This is a genomic window from Bacillus songklensis (assembly GCF_042649685.1).
Lineage (GTDB): Bacteria > Bacillota > Bacilli > Bacillales > Bacillaceae_H > Bacillus_BA > Bacillus_BA songklensis.
Window position 1 is genome coordinate 1 of record NZ_JBHRZT010000008.1, and the last position, 25,979, is coordinate 25,979.

Consider the following 25,979-nt stretch of genomic DNA (forward strand, 5'->3'; position numbering starts at 1 on the left):
TATCGGAAAGGAGTGATTACAGATGGAAACGAAAGTTGACCTCGTAATAGAACTACTCGAAGGAATTGAGGCAGACGCGAATACGTTGAAACATTTATGGTTCCATCATCAAGAACAAACCTACTCAATTCTTCTTTAACCTTTTCCTTTTGAGCATTGTAAATCGTATTTCCAAATTGTTTGAAATGAAGGAACTCTTCATCCAATACTAGATTAAAACCAGCGTACATTGTTTAATCCCCCCTATATAAAAATAATAAAGTAATATATAATGCCTACTAAAATATTAGGTCATATATCACTAATAATAGGATAACTTAATACCCACTAACTGTAAATATAACCAATTATTCATTACATTTCTATTAAAAGGAAGGCATTTCCTTCACTTGTGACCTTGAGTGATGAGATTGACAACATCTTTAATCGTATAGTGCTTTAACACAGCCTTACAAATAAAAGGACTCAACCCAAAAAGGCACAAAATGTGCCTTTTGGGTCAGCCCCAGTTATTTTGATAAACGCTTCAGGAGCGCAGCTTTTTCTACTTCAAAACCAGGTTTGCCAAGTAAAGCAAACATATTCTTCTTGTATGCTTCGACTCCTGGCTGGTCAAATGGGTTAACGCCTAATAGATAGCCGCTGATCCCACAGACCTTCTCGAAAAAGTAAACCAACTCACCATAAGTGTATTCATTCATTTCATCCAGTTCAATCACGAGATTCGGTACTTTCCCATCTGTATGGGCTATTAAGGTACCCTGAAAAGCACTTTTGTTCACTTCATCCATCGTCTTACCGGCCAGGAAGTTTAATCCATCAATATTATCCGGATCATTCTGGATGGTCACATCAATTCGAGGTTTTTTTACCTGTATAACTGTTTCTATCAAGTTTCGCCGGCCTTCTTGTACATATTGCCCCATGGAATGCAAATCGGTTGAAAAATCGACGGAAGTAGGGAAGAGGCCTTTTTGATCTTTTCCTTCACTTTCCCCAAACAACTGCTTCCACCATTCCGATACGTAGTGAAGGGAGGGCTCATAGTTCACAAGCAATTCGATAACTTTCCCCTTATTATAGAGTGCATTTCGCACAGCAGCATACTGATAGCTCTCATTTTTCGATAAATCAGGATTGTTGTATTTGCGGGCAGCCGCTGCGGCCCCTTCCATCATTTGATCAATATCAAGCCCTGCTACGGCAATTGGCAAGAGACCAACCGCTGTCAGGACAGAATATCGTCCGCCTACATCATCCGGAATAACAAACGTTTCATACCCTTCTTCATCCGCAAGTTTTTTTAGTGCGCCTTTTTCCCGGTCTGTTGTAGCAAAAATACGCTTTCTCGCTTCTTCTTTTCCGTATTTTTTCTCCATATAATCACGGAAAATACGAAAAGCAAGAGCTGGCTCTGTCGTTGTTCCTGATTTAGAAATAACGTTAACAGAGATATCTTTCCCCTCTAATAGCTCAAATAAATGAGAGATATAAGTAGAACTGATATTCTGACCCGCAAAATAAACTTCTGTCTTATCATTCATTTGGTTATGAAAGCTATGGGACAAAGCCTCTATAGCTGATCTGGCACCTAAATACGAACCTCCAATCCCAATAACAATCAGTGCATCTGAATGATTCTTGATTCTTTCAGCTGCTTGTTTAATTCGCGCAAATTCATCCTTATCATAGTTTAGCGGCAAATCAACCCAGCCAAGAAAATCAGAGCCTGATCCTGTTTTTTCATGAAGCATGTTATGGGCCGCTTTTACAAATTCACTCAGATTGTCCACTTCACTCTTTTTCATAAATGCTAATGCATTGGAGTAATCAAACGAAACAGTCATTATTCATTTTCCCCTTTCGATTTACCTTTTCTTAACTAATTAAAATGGAGATCTTCTCCATAAATTCTCTTTTTCTGCAATATGGAAGGGAGTCGTTTTAATAAACTTCCCTCTGCCCGTTTCGTAACTTTTTTCTATTTTTCAAGAACCTTGTTACTGAATTCATACCATATTGACCTTACTGTTTTTTTCCACAGCATGTCCGCCAAATTCGTTTCGCAGTGCAGCCACCACTTTACCTGTAAAGGTATCGTTGTCTAATGAACGATAACGCATTAATAAAGACATGGCGATAACAGGAGTAGCGGTTTGAAGATCCAAAGCTGTTTCAACAGTCCATTTCCCTTCTCCAGAAGAATGCATAATGCCTTTAATTTCATCTAATTTTGCATCTTTAGAAAAGGCGCGTTCTGTTAAATCCATGAGCCAAGAACGAATAACCGAACCATTATTCCAAACTCTTGCTACCTTTTCATAGTCAAAATCGAATTCGCTTTTTTCTAATACTTCGAATCCTTCCCCAATCGCAGCCATCATTCCGTATTCAATTCCATTGTGGACCATTTTTAAGAAGTGGCCGCTGCCTGCTTTCCCAGCATATAAATATCCATTCTCTACTGCCGTATCTCTAAAAATAGGCTCGACAATGCTCCATGCTTCAGGATCTCCGCCAATCATATAACAAGCTCCATTCCGAGCACCTTCCATCCCGCCAGACGTCCCGGCATCCATAAATCTCACTCCTATTTCCTTTAGCTCGCTGTATCGGCGAATGGATTCCTTATAGTGAGAATTACCAGCTTCAATCACGATGTCACCCTCACTTAGAAATGGTGTAATATCACGAATAACTGAATCAACAACGGAGTGTGGGACCATAATCCAAAGAACTCGCGGTTTTTCTAATGATTCAACAAGATCTCCTAAATTGTATACTCCTTCAGCTCCGTAATTTTTTATTTCTTCAACAGCATCTTTATTTAAATCAAATGCCACTACATCGTGTTTGTGGTCTATTAAGTTTTTTCCTAAGTTCATCCCCATTTTCCCTAAACCAATTAATCCTACTTTCATATGAATTACCTCCTCTATAATCATTACAAATAATGGTTATTTAACCAAATACTGTTCGATATTTAGTAACCCGGCTAACAATGCTCATTCAAATTGAACTCAAGTTTTCAAAATAACCTTACCACCATTTATATCCATCATCTTCCAATAATTTATGAGCAGCTTCCGGCCCCATCGAACCAGATGGATAGGAATGGAGTGGAATCCTATCTTCCTTAAATACCTCTAAAATTGGCTGTACCCACTTCCAGGATAATTCCACTTCGTTCCAATGAGCGAAGAAGGTAGAGTCTCCGCGCAGAGCATCGAATATTAAGAGTTCATACGCTTCAGGTACGTCTTGTTTATTCGCTGAAAAGTCAACCATTATAGGTTCTAATTTCCCATTTACGGGGTTTTTGCTGTTTAATTGCAGCGACACCCCTTCATTTGGGCTTACATCGATAAATAATAGATTAGGTTCAGGGTTTTGAATTTCACTTCCATAAAAATTCTTTAAAGGATTTTTGAATTCAATCACAATCCTCGTTAATTTTTCCGTCATTCTTTTTCCTGTCCGGATATAGAATGGGACCCCATCCCAGAAGGAATTATCAATCCATAAGCGAGCAGCCACAAATGTATCATTTTGGGAAGAAGCAGCAACCCCAGGTTCTTCTGGATATCCAACTACGGGTGTACCGTTTATTTCCCCTGATCCATATTGACCGCGAACGACGTGAACACCTACCGTCTCTTTCTGTAATGGCCGCAAAGATTCCATCACTCTTCTTTTCTCATCACGGATATCTTTTGCACTAATCTGTTTTGGCAGATGCATGGCCGTCATCATTAACAGCTGCAGCATATGATTTTGAACCATATCTCGAATGGCCCCAGCTTTGTCATAATAACCAGCTCTCTCTTCTACCCCAACCGTTTCACTAGCTGTAATTTGCACATTGGCAATAAATCGATTGTTCCATAGGGATTGCAGCACAGGGTTGGCAAATTCCAACGCTTCAAGGTTTTGAACCATCGGCTTTCCGAGATAATGGTCAATCCGGAAAATTTCATCTTCTTCAAAAGCCCTGCTTAGCTTTTCGTTTAATTCTTGGGCAGATTTTAAATCATGCCCAAACGGTTTTTCGATAATTAATCGTTTCCAGCCTTTTGTTTCGCCTAATCCGCTTTCCTTAATGTTCAAAGCAATCACATCAAAGAATTGAGGTGCAACAGACAGATAGAACATTCGATTCTCTTCAATATCCTGGTCTTTTTCATTTTGTTGAACGAGTTCAAGCAACCCTTTAAATCCTTCAGTATTTGTTACATCTAACTGCATATAACGAAAGGCTTTAGCAAACTCTTCTTTTTTCGATAGGTCATTGATCAAATGCCTAGAAAAAGTTAGTAATGATTCTTTTACACGTGTTTGATATTCACCGTCAGACAATTCTTCTATTCCTATACCAATAACCGAAAAAGAATCCGGCAATTTTTGATTCAGATGTAAATTAAACAAGGCAGGATAGATTTTTCTCTTAGCTAAATCTCCTGTTGCCCCAAACAAGACAAAGGTCATAGAATCCACTCTTCATTCCTCCCCTATTTCAAATATTCCATTATTTGCAGTAATTGTTTGACAGCTTTCATTGTTTTGAACTTTTCCATCGGAATCTTTCTTCACGTTTATGTATGTTTAAAGCAACAGTCTGTATGAAATTATTATCGAACAAAGGTGTCAGTTTTAACCGATCTATTTTTACTTCTTAATAGAAGCTGCTGAGTTTTATGCCCTCTAATAGATGAGCAATCATCATTGACAGTCACTTTATACACTTATAAGTTTGATTTCTTCATGCTTAAAGTAGCATTCCCCAAAATTCACTATTACCTGTGCAAAAATAGTATATACGTATATTTTAATTTTGTAAGTACGCACTTTAATTACATATAATTACACAAACAGCACATAGTATAAATTTTGATACTAAATGCTAATTTTTATCCTACTCAGAGCTAAAAAGCCAAGATGAGTAACTATTTAAAAGTCGCTGACCTTGGCTCCTTAGTAACTGATTCCTCTATTAAATGTTGTGTTTTTTCTTTACTTTTTGATGTGTGACGATATCTAGCCTTATTGCAAAAGACGAAATTCGTTTTCGAATCCTTAAAGAAGGATTGTTTTTACTTGTTAGGTTAAACTTTTTTCATGCATACGTGCCATCGTTTCACCTCAGACTTCAACAATGATTAACACATAGTATACTTTTTATCACTATGTAAAAATAAAGTGCGTACTTCCATATATTTAACATACGTAATATACTTACATCTGTACCCGTTATCAGAGTATCCTTTGGTTACACTTACCGGGATAACTAAAAGTGACAATGGGTATTATCACTACTGCGCAACAAACAAAAAAACATTAGGAGTGAATATAGATGGAATTACAATTAGCTTTAGATTTAGTCAACATTCCAGAAGCCATTGAGCTTGTTAAAGAAGTAGAGGAGCATATCGATATCGTTGAAATCGGTACGCCAGTTGTTATTAATGAAGGTCTTCATGCTGTTAAAGCAGTAAAAGAAGCTTTCCCTAATCTAAAAGTATTAGCTGACCTGAAAATCATGGATGCTGCTGGCTACGAAGTCATGAAAGCTTCTGAAGCTGGTGCTGATATCATCACAATCCTTGGCGCAGCTGAAGATATGTCCATTAAAGGCGCTGTAGAAGAAGCGAAAAAACAAGGCAAAAAAATCCTTGTTGATATGATCGCGGTGAAAGATCTAGCTGGCCGTGCCAAAGAAATCGATGCAATGGGTGTAGACTACATCTGCGTACACACTGGCTACGACCTTCAAGCAGTTGGCCAAAACTCGTTTGAAGATCTTCAAACGATTAAAGGCGTTGTAAAAAATGCTAAAACTGCCATCGCAGGCGGCATTAAACTAGAAACACTTCCAGAAGTCATTAAAGTACAGCCAGATCTTGTGATTGTTGGTGGCGGTATTACTAGCCAGGCTGATAAAAAAGCGGCGGCTGCTAAAATGCAGGAAATGATTAATCAGGGGTAATGCCCAGCATGAATACCACTCAATATTTAGCAGAAATCATAAAAGAGTTAAATCAATCCACAAGCTTAATTTCAGATGATGAAGCTGAAAAATTGGTAAATGGAATTCTTGAATCCAAGAAAGTTCTTGTTGCGGGTGCAGGCAGATCTGGATTTATGGCCAAATCCTTTGCCATGCGCATGATGCATATGGGAATTGATGCTTATGTGATAGGCGAAACGGTAACCTCTAACTATGAAAAAGATGACATCTTGATCATCGGATCTGGTTCAGGGGAAACGAAAAGCTTAATTTCCATGGCTGAAAAAGCAAAAAGCATTGGCGGGACGATCGCAGCTGTAACGATTTTCCCTGAGTCTACCATTGGACAATTAGCCGATATCAAAATTAAAATGCCTGGATCACCTAAAGATCAGTCAGAAGGCGATTATAAAACCATTCAGCCAATGGGCTCATTATTTGAACAAACTCTTTTATTATTCTACGATGCCGTCATCCTGAGGTTCATGGAGAAAAAAGGTTTGGATACAAATAAGATGTATGGAAAACACGCTAACTTAGAATAGAAAGTAATTAAATGTGAAAGACCGCAAAAGCAAATTGCGGTCTTTCCATTCGTTATTATTTTTCTATTTTTAGAATATATTAGGAGTGATAGTATGAGTTAGTTAAATGGAAAAACTGCTTTAATCACTGGAGCGGGCAGAGGGATTGGACGAGCTGCTGCCATCGCCTTAGCAAAAGAAGGCGCGAATATCGGCATGATTGGATTAAGCATGGCCAATCTTGAAAAAACAGCGGCAGAACTAGAGCAATATGGCGTAAAAGTATCAGCTGCAACGGCAGATGTAACTTATCTTGAATCCGTTACTCATGCTGTTGATCATATCAAATCAGAGCTTAGAGCTATTGATACCTTAATCAACAATGCCGGCATAGCTAAATTTGGCGGCTTTCTTGAGTTAACTCCTGAAGAATGGGAGAAAATCATCCAAGTCAACTTGATGGGTGTTTATAATGTAACAAGAGCAGTATTACCTGGCATGATTGAAAGAAAATCAAGGGATATTATCAATATCTCTTCATCTGCCGGCCAAAAAGGTGCTCCTTTAACAAGTGCTTACAGTGCTTCTAAATTCGCTGTTTTAGGACTAATAAGAGTCACTCATGCTGGAAGCAAGAAAGCATAATATCCGTGTAACTGCTTTAACACCAAGCACAGTCGTTACTGACTTGGCAATCGATACTAATCTTGTAAGCGGAAATGAAGAGAATTTTATGCATCCGGAAGACCTGGCTGAATTAGTAGCCAGTTTAAAACTTAATCCAAGAGTATTCGTTAAAACAGCGGGGCTTTGGTCAACAAATCCATCATAAACAAAACAAATCAAAGCAGATCCAATGGTTCTGCTTATTCTAATTTTTCGAATTGCATTTTCTCCAAAATAAGGAACTAATTGCTTTAAAGTCCATATTGCTTAAAGGATGGAGGGAAAAATAATGAATAAATTTAAAAATCATAATGGTTTTTCACGCGTGTATCAGGAAAATAAGCTAACGCTAGGTCTGTTCTTTCCACTTGAATCGTATATGGGAAGCGTCCCTGAAATGAACATAGAAAAGCAAATGAAATTAGCCAAAAGAGCAGAAGAACTAAATTTCGCGTCTTTATTTGTCCGGGATGTGCCTTTACACGATCCTAATTTCGGTGATGCAGGTCAAATGTATGATCCTTTTGCTTATTTAGGTTATTTGGCCGCAAAAACAGAAAAAATTGCATTAGGAACTGGCAGCATTATTTTAACGCTGCGCCACCCTCTTCATGTTGCGAAAGCAGCAGCGTCAATCGATAAGCTATCCGGTGAACGGCTCATACTCGGGGTTGCGACAGGAGATCGGCTAATCGAATTTCCTGCCTTTTCTATTGATCCAAATGAACGCAGTACACGATTCCAAGAGTCCATATCCGTGATGAGACAAGTATGGAAGGAAAATTTCCCTAGAATTTACTCTGATCATGTTGATCTTTTGAATGGAGACCTATTGCCTAAACCAAATTTATCTGACATTCCAGTCATGGTAACCGGCCACAGCTCTCAATCACCAGAATGGATTGCCGAACATAGTGATGGATGGATTTACTATCCAAGAAACCTTAATTCCCAGGCAGAGCTCATAAAGAATTGGCGGTCTTTAACAGCTGAATTTAAGCCATTTACTCAATCGCTCTATGTGGATTTGGCAGAAGATCCAAATCACTTGCGGATCCCTATCCATCTCGGCTTCCGAATTGGACGAAATTTCCTTATTGAATTCCTTGAAGCTCTCAGAGATGCAGGCGTCAATCATATTATCATCAATTTAAAATATGGAAAAAGACCGGTTGATGAAGTAATTGAAGAGCTGGGAGAAGAAGTGCTTCCACATTTTCCTGCGTTAACATAAGAAAAGCGCAGGCATCCTTCGGAACAAGCAAAAAGCCGCTTGTTCCGAAGGAGTTTATTCTAAGGAGCTTTTCCTCGGTGCACATCGACGGAGCGTGGTGGACTGAGGCCCACAGGACAAGGAAGGCTTCGTCAGCTTTAAATTACCCAATACCATTATCGTTGTGCGCGGGGCATAACCGCATTTTTCAGTATACTTTTTAACCTTTTCAGCTAGTTCAATTGGTAAATAAGGATATTGCTCCTTGGATGATTTCATCTTCATATATCTCCTATACATCATTATTTTTTTGCATCAAACCTTGATTTAAACTTCTTTATCTTTAGATAAAGTACATTCAGGGCTGTTATTAAGCTGTTTTAACATATCGGGCATGTATAATATGTTAAAACTAATCAACAATGCTCTGTTAAACTTTTTTGTGTAGCTTATTTCGTTATCAAGACCTATTTCGTAAAAAGTCATAAAAAACTAAGGGTAATACATATTATACATGACTAATATGTATCACCCTTTTACTTCTTATTCAACAATCGGGCCAAATTGTTGAGGAACGTTTTCAATAAAATTGGAGATTTATGTCAAAATATAGAGTGGAGATTGTAAAGGTTTTCACTTAAACGAACGGGGCATGTTAGTGGAACAAGGATTAGCCCAGTGATATAAGGAATTTAGTAGTCATGCGGACAAAAGCGAATGGTTGCTGAAGATGACTATGTGGTTGTCCATAGTCATGTTACAACAAGTCCCAACACCATGGGGATCAGAGGTAGTGGATATTTACTGTTTAGAAAACGGTAAAATTGCAGAACATTGGGATGTTAGACACCCTGTACCGACGCAATATTCATCTACATAATTAATCATATGGTTTATTTCTACGTAGCTGTATTTATCTTTATGTACACGAATATTAATGTACTGGGAATGGAAAGGTTTCACGAAAACCGAGAGTTAGGAGGAAATGACTTGAATGTAATTGGAAAAAGTGTCATTCGTAAAGACTCGTGGGATAAAGTGACAGGCCGGGCGAAATACACGGATGATTACCAATCAGTAGGGATGCTTTCTTGTACAAAGGTCATCAGTCCATATGGGCACGCTAGAATCACTGCGATTGACACGACAGAAGCGCTAAAAATACCAGGTGTTAGGGCGATTATCGCAGGAGAACATTTTCCACTCACAGGTGAGGCCATTCGCGACCGCCCGCCGATTGCTGTTGATAAGGTCCGTTATCACGGAGAACCAGTTGCATTAGTTGTCGCTGATACTCCAGCACAGGCTAAGAAAGCAACTAACCTGGTTAAGGTCTACTATGAATTATTGCCAGTAGTAAATTCACCTACACAGGCGTTCAAAAAGAATGCTCCCCTCGTCCATGAAAGGTTAGGCGAATACAAAAAGGAGGAAGATTCACACCCGGTTCCGGGAACAAACATTGCAACCCTTATTAAAATTCGCAAGGGCAATATGGAAAAAGGATGGTCTGACAGTGAGGTAACAGTAGAAGCGAGCTATTCCTTTGCACCTTCAGACCATGCCGCAATGGAAACAAGATGTTCAACGTGTGAGATTTTACCAGATGGAACAATCAATATAACGACCTCGTCTCAGGCGCCTTTTATGGTCAAAACACTTATAGCTGATTACTTTGGTGAGGATATAGGGAAAATTGTTGTTCACACGCCGTTTGTTGGAGGAGCCTACGGTGGAAAGGCACCCGTTCAGCTTGAAATACTTGCCTACTTAGCATCGAAGGCTGTTGGCGGCCGACCCGTAAAGGTTTTCAATACCCGTGAAGAGGATATTATTACATCTCCATGTCATATTGGTTTGGATGCAACAGTTAAAATTGGGGCCGACCGTAACGGGAAAATTAAGGTTATGGAAATCCTTTATTTGTGGGATGGGGGTGCCTATTCCGATAAAGCCATTGATGTAACGAGATCAGGGGCAGTCGACTGCACAGGTCCCTACAATGTTGAGCATGTCTGGTGTGATTCATACTGTATGTATACCAATCATCCGTATGCATCCCCATATAGAGGATTTTCTCATTCCGAGCTTTCTTTTGTGATTGAAAGAACATTGGACTTACTATCACAAAAACTGCAAATGGATCCGCTTGAACTCCGTTATATAAATGCCATTAGGCCAGGAAATACAACACCGACAAGGGTTCTTTTAAATAAAAGCAATTTAGGAGACTTACCACAGTGTATTGAGAAAGTAAGACATTTAATCAAGTGGGACGAAGGGGCGATTAAAGAGATAGATGAACGCTTTGTTAGAGTAAAAGGCGTAAGCTGCAGCTGGAAAACGTCAACGATTGATGCCAACTCTCCCTCAGGCGTTATTTTAACATTTAATCGGGATGGGAGTATCAATTTAATGTCAGGGATTATCGAAATTGGAACTGGGACTAAGACTGTGCTAGCTCAAATTCTCGCCGAGAGACTTAAAATGGATATCGATAAAATTCATGTTCGAATGGAAGTCGATACCCAGACAATGCCAGAACATTGGAAAACCGTTGCCAGCAGGGGAACATTTATGGCAGGTAGGGCTACCTTAAATGCCGCAGACGATGTGATTAACCAATTAAAAGAAGTGGCTTCATGTGTGTTAAGAGCACCAAAGGAAGATCTTGAAGTGGCAAATAGCCGGGTATTTTTGAGGGATGATCCATCCATTGGGCTCCATTTTAAAGATATTGGTTATGGTTATAAGTATCCAAATGGTAACGCTATTGGCGGTCAAATCATTGGCAGAGGAAATTATATATTACGTCATATAACGTATTTGGATCCTGAAACTGGAGCTGGGAAGCCTGGTCCGGAGTGGTCTGTTGCGGCATATGGAGTAGAGGTAGAATTCGATCGTAAAGATTATACTTATCGACTTGTTAATGCTGCGACGGTGGTGGATGCTGGCAGGGTGATGAATGAAAAAACAGCATTAGGTCAGGTTATGGGGGCAATGAGTATGGGGCTAGCATTCGCTGGTAGAGAAACATTTTATTTTGATGATTTAGGGAGGGTTTTGAATCCACAGCTTCGGACGTATCGCCCGCTCCGCTATGGAGAGAATCCTAATTACTTGGTTGATTTTGTTGAAAATCCACAGATTGATGCACCATACGGAGCCCGTGGAATAGGAGAACTAGGGTTAATGGGAATGCCTGGGGCCCTCGGGAATGCATTGTCTGTGGCCGCTGGTGTTTCGCTTCATAATCTTCCCTTAATTCCAGAATTGATTTGGAAAGCAAAGGAGAGGCAATAAAGTATATCCGGTGGAAAGGAGTAGAGTACCATTTGAAGGGCGTCATTTGTGATGCCGTTATTTTTCTTATACTGACAAATGAGCCGATAAAGATTATGTCCTTCAACTCGGTAAAGGGGATTAGAAACTGGGCTTCAACAACAATTGAATGAACAAGAAACGCCGTAGCCATGCGGCTTTTTTTGTTTCCATAATACATTCGGGAGGTTTCTGGAAACAATGCGTATACATATGAAGGAATAGGGATTTCTGCATCACTATTTAAGAGAGTGAATAACGATTCTTAAAACTTTGTGAACAATTATACTTAAAGTAAAGGGGGCTTGAGTTGAAGAATGGGAGATGCTGTGGCATCTCTTTTTTTATTCAACAAACGGGTTAGTGGCATAAGTGGATGATAATCCCCTCTCTGTTAAACTAATTTACATCAATTTGGGGAATTGAAATGCAAAAGAACCATATAAAATTATGAAAGGAGGAGATTCATAAAATGCAGATAATGAACAAATATTTTCGTGCGAGTATGGTTTATATTATGACCAATAATGAAGTAATGAATCAAATCATTGCCTTTTACAGGGACACGAATGGCATGCTCACCTTTGTGGGTTCCTACCCAACTTATGGCAGAGGTACTGGTACAAGGGAAATCTCAACTGCAACTGCAAACGATGGCGTCGATCCCCTTGCGTCACAAGGCTCCCTAACTTTGTCCCGTGATGGTCGCTTCCTACTTGCAGTTAACGCAGGCAGCAATAGTATCAGTAGTTTCATCATAACCGACAGCGGAGCACCCGTTCTCGTGGATGTGAAGCCATCAGGAGGTGCTCAGCCCAATAGCATAGATGTGTTTGGTAATCTTGTCTATGTTTCCAATGTAGGAAATGCGGCTAACAATTTTGCATCCAATATCACTGGCTTTCGCATAGATAATAACGGACGCCTTACTCCTATTCCCGGATCCACCCATTCTCTCAGTACCTTCAATGCTCAGCCGGCTCAGGTTCTCTTCAATCCAAATGGCAGTAAAATCGTTGTATCCGAACTTACTTCAAACCATCTCAGTGTATTCCATGTGAATAAAAATGGTACCGTTACAGGACCAATCATTAATGATTCTTATGGTATGGGACCGTTTGGCTCTTATTTCCTATCTTCAGGACTCCTTTTAGTTACGGAATCCTTTTCTAGTGCGTTGTCATCATATTCAATGAGCGACAACGGGATTCTTAATGTTATCAGTGGCTCTGTACTGAACGGACAGCAGACCACTTGCTGGGTTATAACAACGAGGAATGAACGTTTTGCTTACACCACCAACACCTTAAGTGGCACAATCACCACATATCGTATAGATTCAAGTGGAGCACTATCGGTTGTCGGGCATATTACCAGTACACCAGCAGGTACAGCTGTAGGTCTGCCGATAGATGTTGGAGTGAGTAAAGATGGACGGCATTTTTACACCCTTAACGGAAATCAGGGCACAGTCTCAGTATTTAATATCCAAGATGATGGTGGTCTTGTCAGATTGCAGGTTGCTGCTTGGACCAACTTTCCATATTTAGGATCGCAAGGGTTGGCTGTTCTTTGATTCTATTTGGTCCATCACATTTGATGGAGTAGAAAGTTTCTCTTAGTGTATGAGTAATCTTCAACTAACAAAACGTTGATTTTACGTTAGGATCTAGACCGTTCGTAAACGTGTACTTTTACGAACACAATATGTAATTAAGATTTACACCTTAACGATTTAACGCTCTTTAGTAAAAGGGTGTATATACTTTTTCTGGAAGTATCTCCCTTTTATAAATTATTGGCTGCAGCCAATAAAAAAGCCAGCCTTTAAAGGTTGACTCTCTTTTTTAGATTGTTACTATCAAGATGTCCAAGGTTTATAATAGAGGGCTTACACCAGAACCAGAAAAATCCTATATAGTATAACTTTCCTTTTTTCGCTTTAACTTTCACTACTTAAATAGTGAAAAAAGAGAACCAACTTGTCTAAGCATATTGAAACCGTTCATAACATTTCCTACGGTAGACATAATGGACCTATTACTTCCTCCGGTTGGATTACTAGTTGACGACTGATGTGGAAATGGGTTTTGGCGTCTTATTAGAGAATGTCGGGCTAACGGACGTTGTGTAGGCCGTTGTCCCAATCTGGGTCCGGGATACAAGAAAGGCCTTCTTTGAAAGTTTCTTGGTGGATAATGCATTCAAACTCCCCCTCATTTTATAGTAAAACAATAATTAAAATCACTTCCCTTATAACATATGTATTTAATTTTTTTTGCTTGGTCAAATCTACTATTTTCCCATCAGAAATGCCGAGATTAATGACTTCTCAGCATTCAGGGGATATTGGTTCTGGTGCCAACCTCGAATGTTGTCAAAATAGGCATAAAAATATAATGTAATTACTGAATGTTCTAGATAGTTTTCATCATGAAAGTTCACCATAAAAAATTTAATGGGGAAAGAAGCACACAATGAAGGGAGATGTTTCTCTAAGTCAAACCACAGCAACGATTGTAGGTATATATCAAATTAATTTGATTTCAGCTAATAAAATAAAGGAAAACTACGAAAGATATATTGATTCAAATGGATTGCCTTTTGCCAATACCTATCGGCTAGGCATCTTCTATGTATTGGCCAGAACCAATGGGATTTGGGATTTAAAGCAAACTTTGGGGGAAGAAACAATATACAGATTTAAAGGTACCCAAAAAACGGGGGAATATATCGGAAACCACCATTATGGATATATGGGAAAAGCTATTGGCCTAAGTAGTACTGTATTAAGGGCCGCAGCAGGAATGTATCAAATTTATTCAGGAACTTCAAAATGGAGGTTTGTCCTTTCTTACTTTGATGACCCTTTGGATTCAAAGGCTATTGCAGATGGTTGTAATGATTATGACGATGGTTACCGTTTTTAACATATGAATGGATTGCTATTATTGAAGTTGTGGCGGTTATAGATTGTAAAAGCGGCTTAAGAAGTATCGGCAAAAAAACTCCCAGTCCGTCGAATGTAATCGGAAGCTGTCATTCAAGCTGTTAAACAGTACATTCATTTTTACAATGCCGAACGGTTTCAGAAGAAATTAAATAACCTGAGTCCAATTGAATATCGGACTCAGGTTTGTGCTTAATTGAATAAGGCTCTTTTTTCACATTGTATATTTGACGGGGATATGTTTACTTTCAAAAAGGCTTAATTATTTGCTGTTTGATTCTGGTCATTGACATCACGATCAACACCGTTAGTTATGCTAATATCATTCTTTACTATAAAGAAATTTCCATTATTACCTCCACCAGAACCTGAAATAGATTTAGTTGAGTGTTTCGGGGAAATGTAAACTGAATCTCCAACATTCACAACACCGCCAGCAGATATATGGTTGATTTGAATAGGAACTCCAATTGATGGCATAATCATACTCCTCGTCCATTGATTATATAGCTAGCTTATTCAGGTTTAACATTTTTGTTCTATTACAAACACCCATTACATGTCTCATTTAAAGAGAATTAATCAAAAAATTGACTATAAAAATTAGTCCATTTGCTATTACTTCTTATGGAAAAGGACAACGCGCTTATTATTAGTTTAGATCACGGGCGTGGGGGGCATCCAAACGCAGTAATATTATCAGTATTAACAAATGTAGGATTTTCTGGCTGTGCAAAATCTTTAATGAAAAAAGTAACAAATGAAATTCCTAATAAATCATCGACAGTCAATACAATAGTACTACTAGAAGCTATATCAAATGCTGCAATTATACAGTTACCATTTGAATCAACACTGCATGCCACAGTAGCAATTTCAGTCGTTAAAGAGTCGAAACTTCTGTTTGGACTTAAACCGCTTTCGTCCGTAAATGAAATTCGAAAGAAACTTTCTTTAAGTCGATTTTGACACACGTAGAAGAGAATCTGACGATGACAGAAAACAGAAAGCACTATGAAAGCATGTATGACCCTACTCATATTTTAGTGAAGATTGAGAAGATCATGGGAGCTTAGTCTATCGCTATATCAAGCCCTTTTATTCAGCTGAGATAGGGCGTCCCACCATCAATCCTCTCATTTTTGTAAAAATTCTTCTGATTCAGTACATAGAAGGATTTCGTTCTGTTCGTTTCACTTGTAAACAAGTCCAACAGAATATCACCTATCGGTGGTTTCTTGGCATTTCTCCCCACCAAAAGGTTCCCTGCCATTCGACTATCTCAAAATTCCTCCATCATCGTATCTCTGATGCATTCGTATGGGAAACGTTATTTCGTCATGTCGTCAAGCTCATTGAAGAGGACGGCTATATTTCGCACGACATTTGGATTGCCGATGAAACAGAACTGAAGGCCAATGCAAACAAGCGTAAGAGAACCGTGGTTGTATCAGAATGAACACTGGCGGAAGATGCGTCCACACTAGAAAAAGTCAATCAAAAAAGGATTCTTCATCAGAAGAAACCACTCCCATCCAAGACCGGCAAGGTAATAATCAAGAACACCATCCGAAGTCTAACAGACCCCGACGCGGGTCTTTCTGTAAAACATGACAAGCTTGGGCGTTTTGCTTATTATGATCACCGGATTGCCGATGGTCTTCATAATTTTATTCTGGACTGTTATGTCACCTCGGCGACGACACCAGGTCATCGGGTTATATTGGATCGATTCGATCGGCTATGTCATATCCATCGTACCTATGCGAAGGAGGTTGCCCTTGATGCCGGTTACTATAATGTTCGCATTGGCGAGGGATTAGAAAAAAGGAAGATGTTTGCCTATATTTCTTACCGAAGGTATACAAGAAATGAACATCCTAAATGTAAAACCACTCAGTTTCGGAAAGTGGAGGAAGATTTGTATGCATGTCCATGCGGGGTTCCCTTTTCTTATAAAAACTCGACACGACAAGGCTATCATGAGTATCGCTCTCCCAAAGGAAGCTGCGGAGGCTGTCCCTACGCCAAAATGGGAGATCGTGTCCTCCGAATCTCTGTACATCAAGATGTATATGAACGTCTGCATTCGCAACGTCTCTCTCCAAGAGGGAAAGTTCTCCGCTCTGTTCGACCTTCTACCGTTGAAAGAAGTTTTGCAGAAAGCAAAGAACTCCACGGGTTTCGCTATGCACGCTACCGTGGAGTTCAGAAAGTAACCATCCAAGTTTTGATGACCGCTATAAATACGATAAAAAACATAGCAGCCAAAGTAACGGTCGCCAATACACTTCTCAGTATAAAAATGTTCTTATCTAAAAAATGATCGTCTCAACTCACATACAAAATCAACTTTTCGCATAAAAATATAGAGACAAAGCTTTTGGCTTTACTCCTTCTTTATTTTTCTCCAAGACTAGTAGTTTCAAGCGAAGAAACGACAAAAAGGGCTATTAGTTGCCCTTTTTGTCGTTTCATATGTATTTTATTGAACAAGATTCGCTTTTTAAGATAACCACATATTCTAATGTGAATCATAAGTTTAGTCCTCCAAAAAGATAAGCAATGTCCTTTGAGCCCAGAACATTGCTTTTTAATTGGTGATTTACTTGGTGCGTGAGATCGGTAATTAGGGATAATCATAGATAGATAAACATATGGTGTTACCAATCATCAATCCTATATAATGTATGCACTCCCACATAAAATTAGTTTAGTTAAGTATCCCATTTTCAAAAATACCCTCATTGCTTTTTAGATTGTATTTTTTTGTTGAATGGTTGCTACCACCTCTTTTCATGATTCCTGGATTTCATGAACAGCGTGCAGCAACTTTTGATCACGTTCCTCTACTTCTACATCAAAAAATGCCTGTAAAAAATGGTTTACAGCCTGGAGCAATCATTTATGCATGATTGCTTTTTTTGTATAGGAATAATCATTATGTGTTTTTAGGGACATGTACCTTTCCTTAAAGAATCAATTTTTCATATATCTATAAAAGAGAAGATATTTAACTCAAAGGAGGTTTTAATTTGATGCCTAGAAGCCCCCAACGACCCATGCCCCCCTTTTTTTCTCCTGGCCCATTCCGGCGCCCCCCAATAAAGCAAAATAAGCAAGATTTCATGTCTTATTTTCGTACATCAGAAGGAAATTTAGATTTCACAAAGATTGCAGGAACTGCTCAACAAGCTAAGCAAATATTCGACCAAGTAAGCCCTCTAGTCAGTCCTCTTATTACAAAATTTCTTAAAAAATAGCCTATTATAAAAACATAAAGAAACCTACTTTTTTTGTAGGTTTCTTTACCTAGCTTTTAGAAAATGCGCCGTCTTCTAAATCTTAAAAGAAAAAGAGCAGCGATTAAGAAGAAAGGGATAAATCTTCTTCTAAAACCGGTACGAAGAAACATTCCAGTTTGTTGGTTCACTCCGTCTATTACTCCTCTATAAACTCTTCCATTGCGATCTATAACCTCAACAGGCTCACCGTAGTAGTTCATAACTAAATTCCCCATTTTTGTAAATGAGGAGCCCTATAAGATCTGCAGAATACAGTGATGCTAGGCTTGTTTCCAACAAATGTCTGTAAAAAGGACAGATCATTTCAATCTGCCCTTTGCCTTCTAAACAAACGAAACGAAACCAACCGTTCCCATTAGATGAGGGATTTAAGAGGGTGTTTACTTATCTGTCACCTTGTGGAGAATTAATAGCCTCCATAGCCCATGCAAGAACATCCTACAATGATAAGTAAAACGAATAAGACAACAACTAAAGCAAAAACATTGCGAGATCCATATCCATCGCTCATATCTAACACCTCCTATTTATGGTAAATAATTTATTTTTTGTAATAATGTTAGGCTTATTATTAGCTCCAAATAACGGCTCCTACAATAATTAATAAAATGAACAACACAACAATCAACGCAAAATTGAATCCAGCTCCACCGTAGCCAGCGCCTCCATAGCCATAACCGCCATAACCGCCGCAACCAAATCCACAGCCCATAAGTTATTCGCCTCCTATTAAGTAGTAAGGGATTGCTAAATACACTATCCCTATTTGTAAGTTATGTTTTTAAGAAATAGTTTGATTGGACAAATGTATCAACTTCTAGGAAAATTCAACATTTGTCCAATTAAGTCATTCATACTAAAAGCGTATGTTATACATATACGCTTTTAGCAAAGATAGAAAGAGGTGCATATTGCAGATGGTCCCTATGGCGGTTATATGAGAGACTACCGCTATCTCTCATGTTGTAAGATATGCAAGATAGAATAAAAAGGTAATGGACAAGTGTGGGTGTAAATGTGGAATTTTTAGCAATGAATGGTCTATAAGGATTCCTCTCATCAATGTATTAAAGGACTCCCATTGCCATTAGCCGAATGTTTAAACGTACAAATACAACAAAATGCTGATTATGTTGCTTTAACACACCCCCAATTAAATGAGGCCCCCTTGATAATTAAGGGGGATTGCTCTTTACTAAGAAAAGATGTACTCATAGATTTCATATAATGTATATATCGGTTGCATTAAATGTTACATAACGAAGGCGTCTGGACGGAGGAAATGTCACCAACACATGCCATGGATATACATGAAAAGATGGAAATTTACCTTTTGTTTTTTATTTATAGATTTAAGATAAACGCTGGTTCCATTTTGAGGTAATATGTCGAATCATAAAAAATCGATTATCCACTATCTTTATTTTGTAGTGAATAGTCGATTTTTTTCGTGAGAAGCAATCGTTAACAACTTATAAAATCGATTGGTTTCATTAACCTAAACTAATAACCCAAGCCCAAACATACACAACTTACGATGATTAGGAGAATGAATAAGATAACACTTAACGCAAAACGACCGTCGTATCTAGGGGTGGAAGCTGCAGACGCTATATAACCATAACCTATACCTAAGCATACACAACCTACAATAATTAGGAGAATGAATAAGATAACACTTAACGCAAAACGACCGTCGTATCTAGGGGTGGAAGCTGCAGACGCTATATAACCATAACCTATGCCTAAGCATACACAACTTACGATGATTAGGAGAATGGATAAGGTAACACTTAACGCAAAACGACTACCATATTTAGGGACGGAAGCTGCGGGCGCTATATAACCATAACCGCAAGAACCAAAGCACATACTTTTTTACCTTCCTTCTATTGAGTATGAGGAGATTGTTAAATACTTAGTATTACATTACGCTTTTAAAGAAGGGATGGTATGAGACAACTTAATTACCTTATATAACAATCTACAAAACTCAGCACTTGTCCTCTCTTTCTGTATTTCCTCATGCAACCTACAAGCTCGTTACCAAACATCCAGTTTCGGATGGAGACCATCTTTGCGTCAAGATGGGTAGCATAAGCTACACTGTAAGAATGCGACTTCTTGTCGCACCATAATTAATCTTATCGGTAATCAAAAAAGCCTTAGATTTCATGGAATCCAAGACTTTTTCAACACAACATAATAGTCATTATGTTGCATTAAAAGATAAACAATTTATACATTATATCTACCAAATTTCCCATCACATATCCTTGCCCCAAAATACAATGATAGTAAATTACTATCTTAATTAGAAAATATTCGATGGACTAAAGTGGCAACCCTGTCACTACCCGTTAAAGAAATGATTATAATTCGAATTCATCATCTTCTACTACATAAGTATCTTCTTCAGATTCGACAGGGTTAAATGATGCAAATCCAAATGATCTTCTTATTCCAGTTAAACGGAATAATGCAACGATTAATGCTAAACGGATTAATAGGCGTACTAACCGACCTCTAATTCTGGTGCGCATAATGATAAAGTTGCTTCCAACAGATAAAAGAGTACCCGTAAATGTTCCCTGAGTTGTAATAACTTCTACTTCTTGACCTACGAGCCTGTGGGCCATATCATGAAAGTCCGTTCTGTCTGTTCTGTCTGTTCTGCCTGTTCTGTCTGTTCTGTCCGTTCTGCCTGTTCTGTCCGCTCTTTCCATTCTGTCCATTCTTTTCCTCTCCTTTCCTTCTGCTAGTTAATGCAGACAAGTGGAAAAAAGAATGGACAATTTATTTAAGATAATAGCGGATTTTTTTATGATGTTTCGTTTTTATAACAATCGGAAACATTACATTATTGTATTGGCTTATATAAAAGATTTTCGAACGCAACAAAATGTCATTCATGTTGCATTGGTTATAGCTATAACCAAAATCATAAATTGGGTAAATATGTTAATTTTGTGATTACTCAATGATTTGATTAAGTTGTCCTACACAAATATTTTTTAAGAACATAATTTAGTACTGAGTATTGAATGCTTATCAATCTCCTATTAAGCAATAGAAGGGAGGAGGAAAAATAATGAGTGATGGCGGTTACGGTTATGGATCAGGGTTTGCTTTAATCGTTGTCTTATTCGTCTTACTTATCATTGTAGGATGTTCTTGTATGGGCTATGGTGGATATTAAAAGCCCCCTTGAATTTACCATTTAACCATTCATAATAGTCGGTTTTGCTAAGGACAGATTGAGTAATCTGTCCTTTTTATCATAATCGGTGAGAAGCCCCCCACTTCAAGATTTATTAAATGGAGGTAGTTCAAATAATAATTCATTACTAAAAATTCCGTGTTTACATCCACACTTGTCCATTACCTTTTATGATATTTTGCATATCTTACAACATGAGGGACAAAACTCTCCTGAATATCCTCCACCAGACATATACACCTCTTTGTTTGGCTAAAAGCGCATGTTATAACATGCGCTTTTAGCCTTTGTTGAATTTAATATAGAAATACATACATTAATTAAGCAAAAAACTTAGATTAAAACCAGATCTGAGCTTTTTTAATGCCATATGCCATTTTACATAAATGAGAATGATTAGAAATGCAATCTGATAGCATTAATTGGAAAGATATTGAATTTTCTTATCGATTAGTGAGTCTGTCCAATCCAACTATTTCTTAAGAACATAATTTAGAAGTAGGGATTGTGTGTTTAGCAATCTCTTCATACTCAATCTCAATAGGAGGTGAATCATTTATGTCCTGGGGATGTGGAAGTTATGGCGGTTATGGCTATGGAGGCGCTTGCTACGGTGGAGCTGGATTCAATTTTGCGTTGATTGTTGTATTGTTCATTTTATTAATTATTGTAGGAGCCGTTATTTGGAGCTATTAATAAGCCTAACATTATTACAAAAAATAAATTATTTACCATAAATAGGAGGTGTTAGATATGAGCGATGGATATGGATCTCGCAATGTTTTTGCTCTAGTTGTTGTCTTATTCGTCCTACTTATCATTGTAGGATGTTCTTGTGTGTTTTATTAAATCTTCACAAGGCGACATCATTTACCTTTCAACGGGCTAACATGAACTGCACCCCAATTGTTAGACACAGAGCTAACAATTGGAGGTGCATTTTTTATGACGAAATATACTTTTATAATTTTGGAGGATAGGTAATGGAGAAAAAAATTGTTACACTTGATGTATCGAATCTTTGGACAGCTTATATAAATAATACTATGGCAACCTGTGTTAACAAATATGCTTTGCAAACAATTACCGATTCTGAAATCCATAATATATATGACAAAGCTTTGCATCTATCAAAGAATATTGTTCAAAAGATCACAGTTATCTTTAATAATGAAAATTTTCCTATTCCATATGGATTTACGGATGAAGATGTCCATCTTAATGCACCACGATTATTTTCAGACGATTTTTGGCTATTTTACCTTCATGAAATGACTATACATGGGTTAACCGCTTATTCTCTTGGGATTACCACTTCCCATAGGCTTGACGTACGCCAATTTTATTCAGAAGCATTTAAAGGAGCTTCTGAGTTGTATGATATCACATTAGAAATGATGCAATCTAAAGGGCTTTTGGAACGTACCCCCACAATCATGCTTCCAGAAAAAATTGAATTTGCAGAAAAACAAAGCTTTATAGCTGGTTGGTTCGGTGACCATCGTCCATTGAACGTTATTGAAATCAGTAGTCTTTATTTTAATTTGCAGAAAAGCATCATGACAAAAGACTTGGTGGTATGGAAGAAAAGGGTAATGAGGTGTAGTACTGCAGATTGGCAACAAATAAGTAAAGAGGGCGAGTAGTATCCTAACAGGTTTTCTGACAGGGAAAAATTGCAAAATAGCAACTGAAATCGGAGACCTATTCGCAATAGTATTTTCTTATTTTATCATAGATTATAAAGGCTGATTTCTCTATCGGAAATCAGTTTTTATTTTGGTTTTACCATAACGCAGGTTATCAGTAGTCAATCCACCAATGCACCCCGTTAGCAAATCTTATTAGTTATTCAGCTCTATCCTGCCCTTTCGTTTAAGAAGAAAATCTATAACATTCTTTAACAGAACCAAAAACCTATATACAGGATGTAGGTTTACATAAAAATCGTTATTAGCAATTAAAAGTCCCTCGAATTTCATAGAATGCGAGGGATTTTCAGAGCGACAAATAGACATTATGCTACGTCGTTTTCTTATCATTATGAAATAATTTTATAATGCCCTTCAACTTTTTCATAAGGAATTAGAACAAAAGGCTGCTCAGCAAGGGTGAATAAATCTAATCCCTCTTGATCTTTATCTGGCGAAAAGTATTTTTGACCAAATTTCTTTACAATCCATCCTTTTGTACCTATAGGTAAAGTACCAAAATGACCTTTTTTAAATGACTCGGGAGATGGTAAATAACCAGCCGTTGTTCCTGTTATCCCTAGCACATTACAAGGTTCTGTAATCTCTACTCTATAGAGTTGTTCTTGTTGTAAAAAACTCATCACATTAACCCCTTTATATAGTATTAATGACTTTTTCCACCTTTTTCTATTATCCTATATTTCTATAAAATTGAGTATAAAAGAGTTTTCTCCCTCGGCGTATATGCCATACAAATCTAGTTTACATAACCATTCTTATAAGAAATAAAGCTCAAGTCTGATTGTAGACTCGAGCTTTATTAGTTTTACAGAGAAAATTCCTCTAATACTTGGTCCACCATATCATCATTAATGCCAATATATCAAAGTGTAATGGACGGCGCAGAATGTCCAAAAATCTGCTGCAACATTGCCACGTCCTTCGTGCGCTGATAAAAGTGGTACCCAAATGTCTTTCGTAAAGTATGGGTCGCAATGGAGCCCTCAATGCCACACGCTCGTGCAGCCCCGTTAATGCCCCTCCAAGCCGTTTATATCAAGGGTTCAGAACCTATTCGAAGGGATTTGAAAAAAAGAAAAATTGAGTATGTCCAAACTTTTATTATCTGTTTGCATAATATATTAAGAGATTTATCATATGTAGGAAGGGGGTAAGGATATATGACTTGTAAACGAATAAAAAAATTACCAAAAGACTTATGTGGTCGTTCATCAAAAACATTACCACCCATTATACTCCCACCAATAATTCATCCTACTACAAATTGTACTAAACACATTTTTCAAGATATAATCGTACCTCATATTCACCCAATTGATATTGAAATCGTAAACCATATCAAATTTAAACATGAGCACTTTTTTCCAAGAACTATTTCTTCTGTTGTAAATGAAGTTACAAATGAACAATTCATTTGTGATAAACAAGATAACATTCGTGATCAACTAGATAAAGTTATACAAGAACAATTACAATTCATTCGTGATCAACAAGATGAAATTACACAAGAACAATTACAATTCATTCGTGATCAATTAGATAAAGTCACGCAAGAACAATTACAATTCATTTGTGGTGAACAAGCTAAAGTTCACAAGAAAAAAAGAAAAAAAAGAAAAAAGAGTTATAGAATAAGTTAAAATAAAGGTTCTGGTGCAAAAAACCTCTCGCTAGAAACATAGAGTGTCAGTTTTCTTTAAATGGCTAACTTATGAAGCTAATCCAAACAGTTGATGGATGAATTCTTTCTGATTTTGGACAGACTGATCCCGTAAATCAATCTGTTCTTTTTTGATCATATGCATGGCTTCTACTCCCGAAAGAATGGATGTAGCTGTGTCAAAAGACTTGAACCCTAACATAGGAAGGACTCGTCTCTTAATGAATCGATGATCCTGTTCCACGATGTTGTTAAGATATTCCACTTGCCTTATTTGGATGCCTTCTGGCATCTTTTTTTCTTCTTTTAACTCTTCAATTGCTACTGGATAAGCTGGATTCTTATCTACAGTAATGACACGAGGAGTGGATACATGTAAAAAAGCCAAGACTTTTTTTAGAAGCGCTTGGCTGATTTGCTATCTCTCGTTTTGCCAAGGAAAAAGTCAATAGTGTTCCCATCCGAATCGACTGTACGATACAGGTACATCCATTGTCCTTTTACTTTTATGTACGTTTCATCCACTCTCCATGAATCATTGGGTTGTTTGAGATGACGCCGAACTCTCTTATCCAACTCAGGATCATATTGATGGACCCAACGCATAATGGTTGTATGAGCTATGGATAAGCCTCGTTCCTCCATCCTTTCCACCAAATCACGAAAACTTAGGTTGGGTTGTACCGTAGATACCATCTAACCGTTAACAAAATAATGTCAGGTTGATAATGTTTCCATTTAAACAAATTTTCCTTTTTGATACCAATCACACACCTTTTTTAGATTGATAGTATCAGTATGTCCAAGATTTAAAAATTACTTGCAATTGTCTTGAAGTTTTTGCACCAGAACCCCCATTTTAAAGAGGTTGGGTATCTAAAGATACCCAACCTCTTTTCATCAAAAATTCGCAAGTTTGATAGGGAACTGTCCATTCACTTTAACTTAACCTGAATATACTACTAAATATAAAGAAAGAAAGGGGAAAAACTAATGACAAAAAATCGAACCATTCTGAAAATTTTCCAAAATCTGATTTAGACAGCAAAGCAAAAGCTAACGTGGATTTAGATAATAGAAATAGAGCTGATTTAGATAATGACAATGATTTAAAAAATGTAGATCGTAACACAAACAACGCCAAAGCCGAAATTGAAAACAGTGGAAATTCTCGTGTCGACCTTGATGTTAAAGTTGATTCAGACTCTAAAGCAAGGGTACGTGTACGTTCTGAATCTGATCAAGATCAGGAACAAGATCAAGATCAAGAGGATTAACAAGAAAAGTAGGATAAGACCAAAATCAACGTCGACGTAACTAGAACATTCGTAATAAAGGTAAGGTAGGGATTCCTGTGCCTTCTACCTTGCCTTCCTATTATTTTCTAAAGGAGGGCAT

Annotated in this window: 30 protein-coding genes and 4 pseudogenes; 19 read left to right on the forward strand and 15 right to left on the reverse strand. The window is 37.8% G+C overall.

Features of this window, described 5'->3' with window-relative positions; translation table 11 throughout:
* The 4 genes from ACFOU2_RS01805 to zwf all read right to left on the reverse strand — a co-directional run.
* Positions 1-230: hypothetical protein (locus ACFOU2_RS01805; protein ID WP_377911724.1), on the reverse strand; the 230-nt coding region annotated here is incomplete at its 3' end.
* 279 nt (positions 231-509) lie between these two features.
* Positions 510-1,847, reverse strand: a complete 1,338-nt coding sequence (locus ACFOU2_RS01810; protein WP_377911726.1) for a glucose-6-phosphate isomerase — start codon at positions 1,845-1,847, stop codon at positions 510-512.
* Positions 1,848-2,009: 162 nt separating this feature from the next.
* Positions 2,010-2,921, reverse strand: a complete 912-nt coding sequence (gnd, locus tag ACFOU2_RS01815) for a phosphogluconate dehydrogenase (NAD(+)-dependent, decarboxylating) (RefSeq protein ID WP_377911728.1) — start codon at positions 2,919-2,921, stop codon at positions 2,010-2,012.
* 118 nt (positions 2,922-3,039) lie between these two features.
* A complete protein-coding gene (zwf, locus tag ACFOU2_RS01820; protein ID WP_377911730.1) occupies positions 3,040-4,494 on the reverse strand; it encodes a glucose-6-phosphate dehydrogenase in 1,455 nt (484 codons plus the stop codon).
* Positions 4,495-5,350: 856 nt separating this feature from the next.
* Between zwf and hxlA the strand changes: the two genes are divergently transcribed.
* From hxlA to ACFOU2_RS01840, 4 genes and pseudogenes are all read left to right on the forward strand, one after another.
* The gene (hxlA, locus tag ACFOU2_RS01825) at positions 5,351-5,983 is read left to right on the forward strand and encodes a 3-hexulose-6-phosphate synthase (protein WP_028398542.1); all 633 of its coding nucleotides are present in this window, start codon (positions 5,351-5,353) and stop codon (positions 5,981-5,983) included.
* An 8-nt stretch (positions 5,984-5,991) separates the two neighbouring features.
* Entirely contained in the window at positions 5,992-6,549 is a 558-nt protein-coding gene (gene hxlB, locus ACFOU2_RS01830; protein WP_377911733.1) for a 6-phospho-3-hexuloisomerase, read from the forward strand.
* Between the two features lie 123 nt (positions 6,550-6,672).
* Positions 6,673-7,360: pseudogene (locus ACFOU2_RS01835) on the forward strand (3-ketoacyl-ACP reductase).
* 123 nt (positions 7,361-7,483) lie between these two features.
* Positions 7,484-8,428, forward strand: coding sequence for an LLM class oxidoreductase (locus ACFOU2_RS01840; RefSeq protein ID WP_377911735.1), 945 nt, complete (start codon positions 7,484-7,486; stop codon positions 8,426-8,428).
* A gap of 54 nt (positions 8,429-8,482) precedes the next feature.
* On the opposite strand, the gene ACFOU2_RS01845 is transcribed toward ACFOU2_RS01840, so the two are convergent.
* Positions 8,483-8,686, reverse strand: a complete 204-nt coding sequence (locus ACFOU2_RS01845; RefSeq protein ID WP_377911737.1) for a hypothetical protein — start codon at positions 8,684-8,686, stop codon at positions 8,483-8,485.
* Between the two features lie 475 nt (positions 8,687-9,161).
* On the opposite strand from ACFOU2_RS01845, the gene ACFOU2_RS01850 reads away from it, so the two are divergent.
* The 5 genes and pseudogenes from ACFOU2_RS01850 to ACFOU2_RS01870 all read left to right on the forward strand — a co-directional run.
* Positions 9,162-9,287 (forward strand): hypothetical protein, encoded by a 126-nt coding sequence (locus ACFOU2_RS01850; RefSeq protein ID WP_377911739.1) that lies wholly within the window; start codon positions 9,162-9,164, stop codon positions 9,285-9,287.
* A gap of 110 nt (positions 9,288-9,397) precedes the next feature.
* Positions 9,398-11,713 carry a xanthine dehydrogenase family protein molybdopterin-binding subunit gene (locus ACFOU2_RS01855; RefSeq protein WP_377911741.1) on the forward strand — a complete coding sequence of 772 codons (2,316 nt, stop codon included), beginning with the start codon at positions 9,398-9,400 and terminating at the stop codon, positions 11,711-11,713.
* 490 nt (positions 11,714-12,203) lie between these two features.
* The gene (locus ACFOU2_RS01860) at positions 12,204-13,307 is read left to right on the forward strand and encodes a lactonase family protein (protein ID WP_377911743.1); all 1,104 of its coding nucleotides are present in this window, start codon (positions 12,204-12,206) and stop codon (positions 13,305-13,307) included.
* A gap of 901 nt (positions 13,308-14,208) precedes the next feature.
* On the forward strand, positions 14,209-14,661 hold the full coding sequence (locus ACFOU2_RS01865; protein ID WP_377911745.1) for a polymorphic toxin type 44 domain-containing protein: 453 nt from the start codon (positions 14,209-14,211) through the stop codon (positions 14,659-14,661).
* 105 nt (positions 14,662-14,766) lie between these two features.
* Positions 14,767-14,877 (forward strand): annotated as a pseudogene (locus ACFOU2_RS01870) (IS3 family transposase); the annotation flags it as partial.
* Between the two features lie 62 nt (positions 14,878-14,939).
* Here ACFOU2_RS01870 and ACFOU2_RS01875 read toward each other — a convergent pair.
* On the reverse strand, positions 14,940-15,161 hold the full coding sequence (locus ACFOU2_RS01875) for a spore germination protein (protein ID WP_377911747.1): 222 nt from the start codon (positions 15,159-15,161) through the stop codon (positions 14,940-14,942).
* Between the two features lie 147 nt (positions 15,162-15,308).
* On the opposite strand from ACFOU2_RS01875, the gene ACFOU2_RS01880 reads away from it, so the two are divergent.
* From ACFOU2_RS01880 to ACFOU2_RS01890, 3 genes are all read left to right on the forward strand, one after another.
* Entirely contained in the window at positions 15,309-15,650 is a 342-nt protein-coding gene (locus tag ACFOU2_RS01880; RefSeq protein ID WP_377911749.1) for a hypothetical protein, read from the forward strand.
* Positions 15,651-15,849: 199 nt separating this feature from the next.
* Positions 15,850-16,140 (forward strand): transposase, encoded by a 291-nt coding sequence (locus ACFOU2_RS01885; RefSeq protein WP_377911781.1) that lies wholly within the window; start codon positions 15,850-15,852, stop codon positions 16,138-16,140.
* Positions 16,141-16,404: 264 nt separating this feature from the next.
* Positions 16,405-17,007, forward strand: a complete 603-nt coding sequence (locus ACFOU2_RS01890; RefSeq protein ID WP_377911751.1) for a transposase — start codon at positions 16,405-16,407, stop codon at positions 17,005-17,007.
* Positions 17,008-17,477: 470 nt separating this feature from the next.
* Here ACFOU2_RS01890 and ACFOU2_RS01895 read toward each other — a convergent pair whose 3' ends face one another.
* A complete protein-coding gene (locus tag ACFOU2_RS01895) occupies positions 17,478-17,582 on the reverse strand; it encodes a DUF3967 domain-containing protein (protein WP_377911753.1) in 105 nt (34 codons plus the stop codon).
* Between the two features lie 137 nt (positions 17,583-17,719).
* Between ACFOU2_RS01895 and ACFOU2_RS01900 the strand changes: the two genes are divergently transcribed.
* A complete protein-coding gene (locus ACFOU2_RS01900) occupies positions 17,720-17,944 on the forward strand; it encodes a YppG family protein (protein ID WP_377911755.1) in 225 nt (74 codons plus the stop codon).
* Positions 17,945-18,000: 56 nt separating this feature from the next.
* Here ACFOU2_RS01900 and ACFOU2_RS01905 read toward each other — a convergent pair whose 3' ends face one another.
* The 5 genes from ACFOU2_RS01905 to ACFOU2_RS01925 form a co-directional block, all read right to left on the reverse strand.
* Entirely contained in the window at positions 18,001-18,186 is a 186-nt protein-coding gene (locus ACFOU2_RS01905; protein WP_377911757.1) for a hypothetical protein, read from the reverse strand.
* Positions 18,187-18,392: 206 nt separating this feature from the next.
* Positions 18,393-18,497, reverse strand: coding sequence for a YjcZ family sporulation protein (locus tag ACFOU2_RS01910; protein WP_377911759.1), 105 nt, complete (start codon positions 18,495-18,497; stop codon positions 18,393-18,395).
* Positions 18,498-18,557: 60 nt separating this feature from the next.
* Entirely contained in the window at positions 18,558-18,698 is a 141-nt protein-coding gene (locus tag ACFOU2_RS01915) for a YjcZ family sporulation protein (RefSeq protein ID WP_377911761.1), read from the reverse strand.
* Positions 18,699-19,489: 791 nt separating this feature from the next.
* On the reverse strand, positions 19,490-19,858 hold the full coding sequence (locus tag ACFOU2_RS01920; protein WP_377911763.1) for a YjcZ family sporulation protein: 369 nt from the start codon (positions 19,856-19,858) through the stop codon (positions 19,490-19,492).
* A gap of 500 nt (positions 19,859-20,358) precedes the next feature.
* Positions 20,359-20,721: a hypothetical protein gene (locus ACFOU2_RS01925; protein WP_377911765.1), complete on the reverse strand. Its 363-nt coding sequence runs from the start codon at positions 20,719-20,721 to the stop codon at positions 20,359-20,361.
* Positions 20,722-21,077: 356 nt separating this feature from the next.
* On the opposite strand from ACFOU2_RS01925, the gene ACFOU2_RS01930 reads away from it, so the two are divergent.
* From ACFOU2_RS01930 to ACFOU2_RS01945, 4 genes are all read left to right on the forward strand, one after another.
* Positions 21,078-21,185, forward strand: coding sequence for a YjcZ family sporulation protein (locus ACFOU2_RS01930; RefSeq protein WP_377911767.1), 108 nt, complete (start codon positions 21,078-21,080; stop codon positions 21,183-21,185).
* A gap of 579 nt (positions 21,186-21,764) precedes the next feature.
* Complete coding sequence (locus ACFOU2_RS01935; RefSeq protein WP_377911769.1) at positions 21,765-21,902, forward strand: YjcZ family sporulation protein; 138 nt, start codon at positions 21,765-21,767, stop codon at positions 21,900-21,902.
* 57 nt (positions 21,903-21,959) lie between these two features.
* Positions 21,960-22,055 carry a YjcZ family sporulation protein gene (locus tag ACFOU2_RS01940; RefSeq protein WP_377911771.1) on the forward strand — a complete coding sequence of 32 codons (96 nt, stop codon included), beginning with the start codon at positions 21,960-21,962 and terminating at the stop codon, positions 22,053-22,055.
* Between the two features lie 134 nt (positions 22,056-22,189).
* Positions 22,190-22,852, forward strand: coding sequence for a DUF3231 family protein (locus ACFOU2_RS01945; protein WP_377911773.1), 663 nt, complete (start codon positions 22,190-22,192; stop codon positions 22,850-22,852).
* Positions 22,853-23,247: 395 nt separating this feature from the next.
* On the opposite strand, the gene ACFOU2_RS01950 is transcribed toward ACFOU2_RS01945, so the two are convergent.
* On the reverse strand, positions 23,248-23,541 hold the full coding sequence (locus ACFOU2_RS01950) for a hypothetical protein (RefSeq protein ID WP_377911775.1): 294 nt from the start codon (positions 23,539-23,541) through the stop codon (positions 23,248-23,250).
* A gap of 242 nt (positions 23,542-23,783) precedes the next feature.
* Positions 23,784-23,948, reverse strand: a pseudogene (locus tag ACFOU2_RS01955) (tyrosine-type recombinase/integrase); the annotation flags it as partial.
* Between the two features lie 133 nt (positions 23,949-24,081).
* Between ACFOU2_RS01955 and ACFOU2_RS01960 the strand changes: the two are divergent.
* Positions 24,082-24,561 carry a CotD family spore coat protein gene (locus ACFOU2_RS01960; RefSeq protein ID WP_377911777.1) on the forward strand — a complete coding sequence of 160 codons (480 nt, stop codon included), beginning with the start codon at positions 24,082-24,084 and terminating at the stop codon, positions 24,559-24,561.
* A 69-nt stretch (positions 24,562-24,630) separates the two neighbouring features.
* Here the strand turns inward: ACFOU2_RS01960 and ACFOU2_RS01965 are convergent.
* Positions 24,631-25,342 (reverse strand): annotated as a pseudogene (locus ACFOU2_RS01965) (IS6 family transposase).
* 300 nt (positions 25,343-25,642) lie between these two features.
* Between ACFOU2_RS01965 and ACFOU2_RS01970 the strand changes: the two are divergent.
* Entirely contained in the window at positions 25,643-25,858 is a 216-nt protein-coding gene (locus tag ACFOU2_RS01970) for a hypothetical protein (protein ID WP_377911779.1), read from the forward strand.
* Positions 25,859-25,979 lie beyond the last annotated feature (121 nt).

What these genes read in the sequence shown, in the direction of transcription:
- ACFOU2_RS01925 (WP_377911765.1), bottom strand. Translation starts at nt 20,721, where the DNA reads ATGGACAGAATGGAAAGAGCGGACAGAACAGGCAGAACGGACAGAACA.
- hxlB (WP_377911733.1), top strand. Translation starts at nt 5,992, where the DNA reads ATGAATACCACTCAATATTTAGCAGAAATCATAAAAGAGTTAAATCAA.
- ACFOU2_RS01900 (WP_377911755.1), top strand. Translation starts at nt 17,720, where the DNA reads ATGCCTAGAAGCCCCCAACGACCCATGCCCCCCTTTTTTTCTCCTGGC.
- ACFOU2_RS01880 (WP_377911749.1), top strand. Translation starts at nt 15,309, where the DNA reads ATGGAAAAGGACAACGCGCTTATTATTAGTTTAGATCACGGGCGTGGG.
- ACFOU2_RS01935 (WP_377911769.1), top strand. Translation starts at nt 21,765, where the DNA reads ATGTCCTGGGGATGTGGAAGTTATGGCGGTTATGGCTATGGAGGCGCT.
- ACFOU2_RS01875 (WP_377911747.1), bottom strand. Translation starts at nt 15,161, where the DNA reads ATGCCATCAATTGGAGTTCCTATTCAAATCAACCATATATCTGCTGGC.
- ACFOU2_RS01865 (WP_377911745.1), top strand. Translation starts at nt 14,209, where the DNA reads ATGAAGGGAGATGTTTCTCTAAGTCAAACCACAGCAACGATTGTAGGT.
- hxlA (WP_028398542.1), top strand. Translation starts at nt 5,351, where the DNA reads ATGGAATTACAATTAGCTTTAGATTTAGTCAACATTCCAGAAGCCATT.
- ACFOU2_RS01920 (WP_377911763.1), bottom strand. Translation starts at nt 19,858, where the DNA reads ATGTGCTTTGGTTCTTGCGGTTATGGTTATATAGCGCCCGCAGCTTCC.
- ACFOU2_RS01905 (WP_377911757.1), bottom strand. Translation starts at nt 18,186, where the DNA reads ATGAACTACTACGGTGAGCCTGTTGAGGTTATAGATCGCAATGGAAGA.
- ACFOU2_RS01940 (WP_377911771.1), top strand. Translation starts at nt 21,960, where the DNA reads ATGAGCGATGGATATGGATCTCGCAATGTTTTTGCTCTAGTTGTTGTC.
- ACFOU2_RS01810 (WP_377911726.1), bottom strand. Translation starts at nt 1,847, where the DNA reads ATGACTGTTTCGTTTGATTACTCCAATGCATTAGCATTTATGAAAAAG.
- ACFOU2_RS01930 (WP_377911767.1), top strand. Translation starts at nt 21,078, where the DNA reads ATGAGTGATGGCGGTTACGGTTATGGATCAGGGTTTGCTTTAATCGTT.
- ACFOU2_RS01845 (WP_377911737.1), bottom strand. Translation starts at nt 8,686, where the DNA reads ATGAAATCATCCAAGGAGCAATATCCTTATTTACCAATTGAACTAGCT.
- ACFOU2_RS01915 (WP_377911761.1), bottom strand. Translation starts at nt 18,698, where the DNA reads ATGGGCTGTGGATTTGGTTGCGGCGGTTATGGCGGTTATGGCTATGGA.
- ACFOU2_RS01860 (WP_377911743.1), top strand. Translation starts at nt 12,204, where the DNA reads ATGCAGATAATGAACAAATATTTTCGTGCGAGTATGGTTTATATTATG.
- ACFOU2_RS01910 (WP_377911759.1), bottom strand. Translation starts at nt 18,497, where the DNA reads ATGAGCGATGGATATGGATCTCGCAATGTTTTTGCTTTAGTTGTTGTC.
- ACFOU2_RS01950 (WP_377911775.1), bottom strand. Translation starts at nt 23,541, where the DNA reads ATGAGTTTTTTACAACAAGAACAACTCTATAGAGTAGAGATTACAGAA.
- ACFOU2_RS01945 (WP_377911773.1), top strand. Translation starts at nt 22,190, where the DNA reads ATGGAGAAAAAAATTGTTACACTTGATGTATCGAATCTTTGGACAGCT.
- ACFOU2_RS01850 (WP_377911739.1), top strand. Translation starts at nt 9,162, where the DNA reads ATGTTACAACAAGTCCCAACACCATGGGGATCAGAGGTAGTGGATATT.
- ACFOU2_RS01960 (WP_377911777.1), top strand. Translation starts at nt 24,082, where the DNA reads ATGACTTGTAAACGAATAAAAAAATTACCAAAAGACTTATGTGGTCGT.
- gnd (WP_377911728.1), bottom strand. Translation starts at nt 2,921, where the DNA reads ATGAAAGTAGGATTAATTGGTTTAGGGAAAATGGGGATGAACTTAGGA.
- ACFOU2_RS01840 (WP_377911735.1), top strand. Translation starts at nt 7,484, where the DNA reads ATGAATAAATTTAAAAATCATAATGGTTTTTCACGCGTGTATCAGGAA.